The sequence below is a fragment of the Sphingomonas suaedae genome, assembly GCF_007833215.1.
Lineage (GTDB): Bacteria > Pseudomonadota > Alphaproteobacteria > Sphingomonadales > Sphingomonadaceae > Sphingomonas > Sphingomonas suaedae.
Map to the genome: position 1 here is coordinate 2162588 of NZ_CP042239.1, position 8881 is coordinate 2171468.

General features: G+C 65.3%; 13 protein-coding genes. 11 read left to right on the forward strand and 2 right to left on the reverse strand.

Annotated elements, in window-relative coordinates; all coding sequences use genetic code 11:
- Nucleotides 1-36: 36 nt before the first annotated feature.
- Both FPZ54_RS10345 and FPZ54_RS10350 read right to left on the reverse strand, forming a co-directional pair.
- Nucleotides 37-315, reverse strand: a complete 279-nt coding sequence (locus tag FPZ54_RS10345) for a DUF3297 family protein (protein WP_145846970.1) — start codon at nt 313-315, stop codon at nt 37-39.
- Between the two features lie 81 nt (nt 316-396).
- On the reverse strand, nt 397-735 hold the full coding sequence (locus tag FPZ54_RS10350; RefSeq protein ID WP_145846972.1) for a hypothetical protein: 339 nt from the start codon (nt 733-735) through the stop codon (nt 397-399).
- Nucleotides 736-920: 185 nt separating this feature from the next.
- Here FPZ54_RS10350 and FPZ54_RS10355 point away from each other — a divergent pair, with 185 nt between their 5' ends.
- The 11 genes from FPZ54_RS10355 to FPZ54_RS10405 all read left to right on the forward strand — a co-directional run bounded on the left by FPZ54_RS10355 (nt 921) and on the right by FPZ54_RS10405 (nt 8870).
- Nucleotides 921-1322 carry an EVE domain-containing protein gene (locus FPZ54_RS10355; RefSeq protein ID WP_145846973.1) on the forward strand — a complete coding sequence of 134 codons (402 nt, stop codon included), beginning with the start codon at nt 921-923 and terminating at the stop codon, nt 1320-1322.
- 87 nt (nt 1323-1409) lie between these two features.
- Nucleotides 1410-1865, forward strand: a complete 456-nt coding sequence (gene ybgC, locus FPZ54_RS10360; protein WP_145846974.1) for a tol-pal system-associated acyl-CoA thioesterase — start codon at nt 1410-1412, stop codon at nt 1863-1865.
- 7 nt (nt 1866-1872) lie between these two features.
- Nucleotides 1873-2586 carry a protein TolQ gene (tolQ, locus tag FPZ54_RS10365; protein ID WP_145846975.1) on the forward strand — a complete coding sequence of 238 codons (714 nt, stop codon included), beginning with the start codon at nt 1873-1875 and terminating at the stop codon, nt 2584-2586.
- A complete protein-coding gene (tolR, locus tag FPZ54_RS10370; RefSeq protein ID WP_145846976.1) occupies nt 2586-3020 on the forward strand; it encodes a protein TolR in 435 nt (144 codons plus the stop codon). Before tolQ ends, tolR begins: the two co-directional genes overlap by 1 nt.
- Before the next feature lie 172 nt (nt 3021-3192).
- On the forward strand, nt 3193-4002 hold the full coding sequence (locus FPZ54_RS10375; RefSeq protein ID WP_145846977.1) for a TonB C-terminal domain-containing protein: 810 nt from the start codon (nt 3193-3195) through the stop codon (nt 4000-4002).
- A 2-nt stretch (nt 4003-4004) separates the two neighbouring features.
- Nucleotides 4005-5378 carry a Tol-Pal system beta propeller repeat protein TolB gene (tolB, locus tag FPZ54_RS10380; RefSeq protein ID WP_145846978.1) on the forward strand — a complete coding sequence of 458 codons (1374 nt, stop codon included), beginning with the start codon at nt 4005-4007 and terminating at the stop codon, nt 5376-5378.
- 88 nt (nt 5379-5466) lie between these two features.
- Nucleotides 5467-5979 (forward strand): peptidoglycan-associated lipoprotein Pal, encoded by a 513-nt coding sequence (gene pal, locus FPZ54_RS10385; protein WP_145846979.1) that lies wholly within the window; start codon nt 5467-5469, stop codon nt 5977-5979.
- 220 nt (nt 5980-6199) lie between these two features.
- Entirely contained in the window at nt 6200-7450 is a 1251-nt protein-coding gene (locus tag FPZ54_RS10390) for a DUF5996 family protein (RefSeq protein ID WP_145846981.1), read from the forward strand.
- A 79-nt stretch (nt 7451-7529) separates the two neighbouring features.
- The gene (locus tag FPZ54_RS10395) at nt 7530-8423 is read left to right on the forward strand and encodes an SPFH domain-containing protein (RefSeq protein WP_145846982.1); all 894 of its coding nucleotides are present in this window, start codon (nt 7530-7532) and stop codon (nt 8421-8423) included.
- A 13-nt stretch (nt 8424-8436) separates the two neighbouring features.
- Nucleotides 8437-8652, forward strand: coding sequence for a type II toxin-antitoxin system antitoxin (locus FPZ54_RS10400; protein WP_145846983.1), 216 nt, complete (start codon nt 8437-8439; stop codon nt 8650-8652).
- Nucleotides 8653-8654: 2 nt separating this feature from the next.
- Nucleotides 8655-8870: a PF20097 family protein gene (locus FPZ54_RS10405; protein WP_145846984.1), complete on the forward strand. Its 216-nt coding sequence runs from the start codon at nt 8655-8657 to the stop codon at nt 8868-8870.
- Nucleotides 8871-8881 lie beyond the last annotated feature (11 nt).

Sequence of the window (8881 nt, forward strand, 5' to 3'; positions counted from 1 at the left end):
TGGCCCCGCCCCTTCACGGGAGGGGCTTGAATGATGTCAGGCTTCAGCCTCGGGGTCGCCCTCGCCCTCGTCGGCAGGCGCGCTTTCGAACCACGCCTCGACCGGGCCGGAGAGCTTGATCGTCAGCGGGTTGCCCTTGCGGTCCATCGTCTTGCCGACCTGCACGCGGATCCAGCTTTCGGAAATGCAATATTCCTCGACATCGCGGCGCTCGACGCCCTTGAAACGGATGCCGATGCCGCGCTGAAGCAGCGTCTGGTCGAAATAAGGGCTCTTGGGATTGACCGAGAGCCGGTCGGGAGGAGTGTCGCTCATGGGCGGCGCCTCTAGCCCGAATTGCGCGCAAACGAAAGCGGCGCGGAACGCAAGTCCCGCGCCGCCCGCATTCCACCGCAATCAGCGGCAATAACGGACCTTCACCCGGCGGCCGATATAGGGGTCATACACCCGGCGGATGGTACATCCGCGCCAGCCGCGGCGCTGATAGTGGCGGTAATAATAGCCGTCGCGCGGATAATAGCCGCGACCGCGATAATAGCGCCGGTCATAATCGTAACGCCGATCGGACGAGGCAATCGCCGCGCCGATGGCGATACCCGCGATTCCCGCGACGATCGCCGCACCGGCATCGTCGCGGTCGCGATGGCGATAGCGCTGTGCCTCTGCGGGAGCGGCTGCGGTGAGCGCGGTGGCGCCGAGCGTCAGGCCGATCACCGCCTTGGTAAGGGTGTTCATGACGTTCCTCCTCGTGCATCTGCATGACTGACGCCGAAAACGCATGAGCGGGCGCCGTGGATGCACCCTGGACGAGTCGTCCTGAACTCGCGCGGAATCGCGTGTTCACTTGCGGTTTAGGTGGTTTTCGGTTTGGAAGGCGGCACCGGCCGGCGGATGCCGACACCAAAATAAGGGAATCGCCGATGAACCTCTGGCTGATGAAATCCGAACCCGATGTGTTCAGCTGGGACGACCTGGTCCGCGACGGCAAGACCGAATGGGACGGCGTCCGCAACCACACCGCCGCAGGCAATCTGCGCGCGATGAAGGTCGGCGACCGCGCCTTTTTCTACCACAGCAATATCGGGCTGCAGATCGTCGGCATCATGGAGGTGAGCCGCGAGGCAAAGCCCGATGGCGAGGGCAAGCATTGGGTATCGGTCGAGATGAAGCCGGTCGAGCCGCTCGCCAATCCCGTGACCCTGAAGCAGGTGAAGGCGGAGCCGAAGCTCGCCGAGATGGACCTGGTCAAATATTCCCGCCTGTCGGTCGGCAAGGTGACCAAGGCGGAATGGGACCGGGTGATCGAGATGGCGAAGGGGTAACCCGTCTCGCGCGCGGCTCGTCGTGCGTCGGGGGCGCCCTGCCGGTGACAGTTGAACTTCGAATCGCGCTCCCGCTATGGCTCGCATGTGACCGCCCAGATCGACCAGCCCGTCGCCGGCCGTTTCGACGGCATCGAGCATCGCTTCCCGATTCGTGTCTATTTTGAGGACACCGACCTGTCGGGGGTGGTCTATCACGCCAATTATCTGCGGTTCATGGAACGTGCGCGGTCCGATATGCTGCGCTGCGCCGGGATCGACCAGCGCGCGGCGCATGAGGCGGGAGAAGGCGTCTATGTCGTCCGCAATCTCGCAATTCGTTATGTCGCACCCGCGCGGCTCGACGATGCGTTGTGTGTGGTCAGCCGGGTGATGCGCGTGCGTGCGGCATCGGTCGATATTCATCAACGAGTCATGCGCGGCGGGGAATTGCTGACCCAGGCGGATGTCGAGGCCGCGTTCGTGGCGCCATCGGGGCGCGCGAAACGGCAACCGGCAGACTGGGTCAAGGCGTTCTTGCCGCTCGTGTGGAATGGAAATTAGGGGACGCATGGACTGGTTCGTAAATCTCGACGCTTCGGCGATGTCGCCGCTCGGCCTGTTCATGCAGGCCGATTGGGTGGTGAAGGCGGTGATGATCGGCCTGTTGCTCGCCAGCATCTGGACCTGGGGCATCATCTTCTCGCTGCGCGGGCGCGTCGGAAAGGTGCGCAAGGCGGCCGACAAGTTCGAGCATGACTATCGCAAGAGCGACGATATCGATGCCTTTCACCGGCTGCATGGCGACGAGGACCATCCGGTCGCGCGCGTCTTTGCCGCGGGCGTGACCGAATGGCGCCGCTCGACCGGCGGGCGCACGCTCGACAAGGACGGGACGCGCGAGCGGCTGGCGACGACGATGGGCGCCGCCGTGGCGCTGGAGATCGACCGGCTGTCGGACCGGCTCAACATCCTCGCCACTGTCGGCGCGGTGGCGCCGTTCGTCGGCCTGTTCGGCACCGTGTGGGGAATCATGCGCAGCTTCACCGCGATCGCCACCGCGCAGAACACCTCGCTCGCCGTCGTGGCGCCGGGCATCGCCGAGGCGCTGTTCGCGACTGCGATCGGTCTGTTCGCCGCCATTCCCGCGGTGATCGCCTATAACCGCTTCAGCCACGGCATCGACCGGGTCGAGGCGCGGCTCAATCGCTTCGCCGACGGCTTCCACGCGACCTTGAGCCGCCAGCTCGACAGCGCGCCGACGAGCGGCAAGCCGGTACTCTGATGGGCGCGCAGCTTCCATCCCGGCGCGGCAAGGGGCGGCGCGCGCCGATGGCGGACATCAACGTCACGCCGCTGGTCGACGTGATGCTGGTGCTGCTCATCATCTTCATGGTCACCGCGCCCCTGCTGACCGCCGGGGTCCAGGTGAACCTGCCCGAAAGCCGCGCGCGGCCGCTCGACCAGGATCAGAAGCCGATCCAGATCTCGATCGACGAACAGGGCGCGGTGTTTCTGGACAACAGCCCGGTGACCGATGCCGAACTGCCCGGCCTGCTCGACGAGATCGCCACCGCACGCGGTGAGGAGGCGCCGCAGGTCTTCCTGCGCGCCGACACCCGCCTCGATTACGGCAAGGTGATGCGCGTGATGGGTGAGCTCAACCGCGCCGGGCTGAACAAGGTGTCGCTGGTGACGACGGGGGAAGGCAAGGAGTGATCGATAAGGCGTCGATGATCCTCCCCGGAACGGGGAGGGGGACCATCCGAAGGATGGTGGAGGGGGAGCGAGGCAAGGGACTCGCTTCACCTCACCAGAGCCCTTTGCCGCACGCCCCCTCCACCACGCGGCTGCGCCGCGCGGTCCCCCTCCCCGTTCCGGGGAGGATTTAATGAGCCTGGCGCTCGACCGCAGAGAGGGGGCGGGGATCGGGGTGGCCGTGATCGGCCATGTCGTGCTGTTCGGCCTGCTTTCGGTCGGCTTTCTCGCCACCCCCAACCCGCTCAAGCTGGAAACCACCCCGATCGAGGTGTCGCTGACCGACGAGGTCGGCCTGGTCAGCGAGGCGCCGGTGATCGAACGCGAGGCGCCGGCCGAGCGGCTGGCCGAGGTCCCTGCCCCGCCCGAACCCGATTCGCCACCGCCGGTGCCAGAAACCCAGGCCGAGCCGGTCACGCGCCCCGATCCTACCCCGCCCAAAGCAGCCCCCGCCCCTGCCCCCAAGCCTCAGCCCAAGGCCGAGGCCAAGAAGTCCAACCCCGCCCCGGCCAAGGCGGAGCGCAAGACCGAGCGTCAGGCGGTGAAGCCCACCGGTCGCCTGTCAGGGATCGTCGACGGGCTCACCGACCAGCCAAGCAAGGGCAAGGCGACCCGGCCGCAGGCGAGCCAGATCGGCGCGAATGTGAAGGCATCGTTGCAGGCGGAAATTCTCCGTCAGGTGCGGCCACATTGGGCACCCCCGAGCGGAGCCGATTCTGAAAAATTGAAGACACAGGTTATCGTTCGCTTGAACGAGCGCGGTGAGATCGTCGGATCGCCGACAGTGAAGCAATCCGGATTCACACCAAGCAACCGGGCACAGGCGAAACTTCACGCCGAACGCGCAGTTCGTGCCGTTCAACTGGCAGCACCGTTCAAGCTGCCAACCGAATTCTACGAGGCTTGGAAAACGATCGGGCCGGTATTGTACGAGGGTCTTTAAGCATGAGAGCGCAAATCATCGCAGTCGCAATGTTGCCCATCGGCATCGTCGGATCGGCCACCGCGCAAGAAGTCCCGGTTGCACCACCGGTTATATCCGTGCCTCAGGACGAGGAAATTTTGAGCGTCGACGTCACCAACGTCGCCGCGCAGGACCTCACCATCCTCATCCCGCCGATGCCGACCGCCCAGATCGTCAGCACCCCGGCGGGCAGCACCGATGCGCTCGGACGCCAGATTTCCCAAGTGATCGCCGACAACCTCCGCAATTCCGGGCTGTTCAGGCCGCTCGGCCCGACCGGCGTGCGCGCCATCCCCTATGGCGAAGTCAGCGCACCGGACTTCCCCTATTGGCGCGGCGCCACGGCGCAGGCGCTGGTCCAGGGCTTCGTTCGCGCCAATGGCGACGGCAACCTGACCGTGGGCTGCTATCTCTACGATATCGCGCTCGGCACCGAACTGACGCGCCAGGGGTTTGTCGTCCGCCCGTCCGAATGGCGACGCGCGGCGCATAAATGCTCCGACACCATCTATACCCGGCTGACCGGCGAAGGCCCCTATTTCGACAGCCGCGTCGTCTATATCAGCGAGACCGGGCCCAAGAACCGCCGCATCAAGCGGCTCGCGATCATGGATCAGGACGGCGCCAACCACCGCTTCCTGACCAACGGCCAGTCGATCGTGCTGACCCCGCGCTTCTCGCCCGACGAGCGGCGCATCGCCTATATGAGCTACCAGAACGACAAGCCGTCGCTCTATGTCTATGACCTCGCCAACGGCACCCAACGGCTGCTGGTCACCAATGTCAGCATGGCGTTCGCGCCGCGCTTCTCGCCCGATGGCCGCTGGATCCTGTTCACCATGTCGGTGGCGGGCAATGCCGATGTATATCGCATCCCGGCGACCGGCGGCACGCCCCAGCGGCTGACCACCGCGCCCGGCATCGATACCGGCGGCAGCTATTCGCCCGACGGGTCGAAGATCGTCTTCGAAAGCGACCGGTCGGGCAGCCAGCAGCTGTACGTGATGAACGCCGACGGATCGAACCAGCAGCGGATCAGCTTTGGCGGCGGGCGCTATGCGACCCCGTCCTGGAGCCCGCGCGGCGACCTGATCGCCTTCACCCGCATGGGCGGCGGGTTCCGCATCGGTGTCATGAGCCCGTCAGGTGGCGGTGAGAAGCTGCTGACCGACGCATGGGGCGATGAGGGGCCGAGCTGGTCCCCCAATGGCCGCGTGCTGATGTTCTATCGCGGCGCGCAGGGGCGTGAAGGCAAGGCGGACGTGTGGTCGGTGGACCTGACCGGCACCAATGCGCGGCGCATTCCGACCCCGCTCGACGGCTCCGATCCCGCATGGGGACCGCTGCGCCCCTGATCGGGGTTGACGGAACCGGGAACGGACCCGCACCCTGTCCGTTACGCAGGGGTATCGAAATTCGAAACAGCCTAGGGAGACAAGACCAATGGCGAAGTTCAAAACTGCCCTCATCATCGCGACGATGGCCGTCGCCGTCGCCGGTTGCCAGAAGAAGCGCCCGGAAACCCTGCCCCCCGGCCCGGGCGGGCCAGTCGATCCCGGCCCCGGACCCGGACCTGATACCGGCGCAGCCCAGCCCGGCACGGCAGAGCATTTCCGCCAGAACGTCATCAGCGACACGGTCAATTTCGACTTCGACCAATATGATATCGACGCGCGCGCGCGCCAGATCCTCGACAGCCAGGCGCAGTGGCTGACCCAATATTCGGGCACGCGGATCACGATCGAGGGCCATGCCGACGAACGCGGCACGCGCGAATACAACCTCGCGCTCGGCGATCGTCGTGCCAATGCCGCCAAGAACTATCTGGCCGCCCGCGGCGTCTCGCCCGCGCGCATCACCACGATCAGCTATGGCAAGGAACGCCCGCTCGCGCTGGGTTCGGACGAAGCCAGCTGGGCACAGAACCGCCGCGCGGTGACCATCGTCATCAACTGACGACTTCGCCCGATGGCAAGACGGGGGCGCGCGCCGGAAGGCGGGCGCCCCTTTTTTTGGCCTTTTCTTTGGACGGACGCCGGGGAGTCATATCCTGCGATCAAGAGTCCGCTTTGGGCAACACAGCGTTCGGGCGGCAGGACTGGCGGGCAGCACGATCGAATGCCAGATTCGCCGGGATCGAGATTGGATCGGTCGACGCCTGATTGAAGGAGCGAACATGCCCAACCATTGGTCCGAACTCGACTATCTCGGCTGGCGCGAAACATGCTCCGCGCTGCATCTTTATTTGCAGGTGGCCGGCAAATATCGGCTGGCGCATACCCCGTGGATCAATCATTCCTGGCACGCGACCTTCTATGTCACGCCGCGCGGACTGACTTCCTCGCTCATCGCCGATGGACCGGGGATCGAAATCCTGTTCGACCTTCACGACCATCAGGTCGTCGGAACGAGCGGAGACGGTCGAATCGCCTCCTTTTCCCTGCGTCCCATGACAGTCGCGGAGTTCCACGGCGATTTCTGCCGCTTGGTCTCCGAACTCGGCGGCACCCCGCGCTTCGACGGGACGCCCAACGAAGTCCCCAATCCGGTGCCGTTCGGCGAGGATCATCGCGACCGCCCCTATGATCGCGATGCGGTCCAGCGTTTTCATCAGGCGCTGGTCTCGATCGATCGGGTGTTCAAGACATTCCGGACATCGTTCCTGGGCAAATGCAGCCCCGTCCACCTGTTCTGGGGCAGCTTCGACATGGCCGTCACGCGCTTTTCGGGTCGCAGGGCGCCGCTGCACGGGGGCGGCATCCCGGCATTGCCCGACGATGTCGCGCAGGAGGCCTATGATCGCGAAGTCTCGTCCGCAGGCTTCTGGCCGGGCGGCGGCGGCATCGACTATCCGGCCTTCTACGCCTATGCCTATCCCGCGCCCCATGGCTTTCGATCCGCGCCGGTCCAGCCCGACGCGGCGTTCTGGCACGAGGGGATGTCCGAGTTCATTCTACCCTATGAAGCGGTCCAGGCGGCGGAGGACGGCGATGCAGCACTCCTCGCCTTCCTCCAGTCGACCTATGAAGCGGCCGCCGATCTCGGCCAGTGGGACCGCGATCTGCTGGAATGCGGGCTGGGGCGCCCCGCGATCGTGCGCCCGACCGACGCGCTGACGCCCCCGGACAAGCGGAAGCTGCCCGAGGAGCCGGTCCTGCGCGAGGACGGGCCGTCGAAGGGTCGCTACCATATGACCGTCGACGGGGTCGAAGCTGAGATGACCTATAGCCGCGCTGGCGACACACTCGTCATCATCGACCATACCGACGTGCCCGACGCATTGCGGGGCCGCAGAGTGGGTGAGCGCATGGTGCGTCAGGCGATCGAGGACGCACGGCGCGAGGGGTTCGCGATCATCCCGCTATGCCCGTTCGCGAAAGCAACGATCGACCGGCACCCCGAACTGCAGGACGTGCTGCGCCGTTAGCGACTGCGCCGCATCCGATTCCGCTTGCCTCCCGAGAAAATCGATATAAAGATGATATCATATTTATTGGGAGGCAAAGATGTCCGACTTCGATTCCCGTGCACTACGCTCCAGCGCCGAGCGCCCCGCCAGCACCGCGAGCGGCTATGCGATGCTGCTCGTCGCGCTGGCCGCATTGATCGGCATTATCGCATCGGCGCCGCAGATCGGCGAAGCGGCATGGGCGCCGTTCGGGCTTGTCGCGAGTGTCGTGCTCCTCGCCTTCGTCGCGCCGGGCTTTTATCTGCTCCAGCCCAATCAGGCGGCGGCGATCCTGTTGTTCGGCGATTACAAGGGCACCGATCGCGTCACCGGGCTGCGCTGGACCTGGCCGTGGATGATCAAGAAGAAAATCTCGGTCCGCATCCACAACATCACCTCGGAGCGGCTGAAAGTGAACGACCTGCGCGGCAATCCGATCGAAATCGCGTCGAACGTGGTGTGGCGCGTCGCCGATACCGCGCAGGCGCTGTTCGACGTCGATGATTATCGCGAGTTCGTCCATATCCAGATCGAGAGCGCCGTCCGCGCGATCGGATCGCGCTATCCCTATGACGATTTCACCCATGAGGAGATGACGCTGCGCGGCAATGCCGATCATGTCAGCGAGGAGCTGCGCGTCGAATTGCAGGAGCGCGTGCTCGCCGCCGGCGTGCATATCGACGAGTGTCGCCTGACCCACCTCGCCTATGCACAGGAGATCGCCCAGGCGATGCTGCGGCGGCAACAGGCCGAGGCGGTGGTCGCCGCGCGCAAGACGTTGGTCGAGGGAGCGGTCGGCATGGTCGAGATGGCGCTGGAGCAGCTGAGCGACAAGAATGTCGTGGAGCTGGACGACGAACGCCGCGCGGCGATGGTGTCCAACCTGATGGTCGTGCTCTGCTCCGAGCGCGACACCCAACCGGTGGTGAACGCCGGATCGCTGTACCAGTAACCGGGAGTCCGTCTTGGCTGCACCACCCAAGAAGGCATTTCCGCTACGCGTCGATCCGGCCCTCTACGCCGCGATCGAGCGGAGCGCGGCGACCGACCTGCGCAGCGTCAACGCTCAGGTCGAATGCCTGCTGCGCGAGGCGTTGGCCCGGCGCGGCGTCAAGCTGACGGAGCCTGTCCGCGCCAAGCGCGGGCGGCCCGCAAAAGATCCGGCGCCCAAGGAGGATTGAAGATGCGTTCCCCCAGCTGCCCCAAATGTCAGAGCCATATGGTCGAAGGGTTCGTCGCAGACGAAGGCTATGGCACCAAACATGTGAGCAAATGGATCGAAGGTGCGCCGGAAAAGAGCTTCTGGACCGGCCTGAAAATCGGCAAGCGCCGCAAGCTGGAGATCCGCACCTGGCGCTGCCGCAGCTGCGGCTTTCTTGAAAACTATGCGCCCGCCTGATCCCGCAGCCA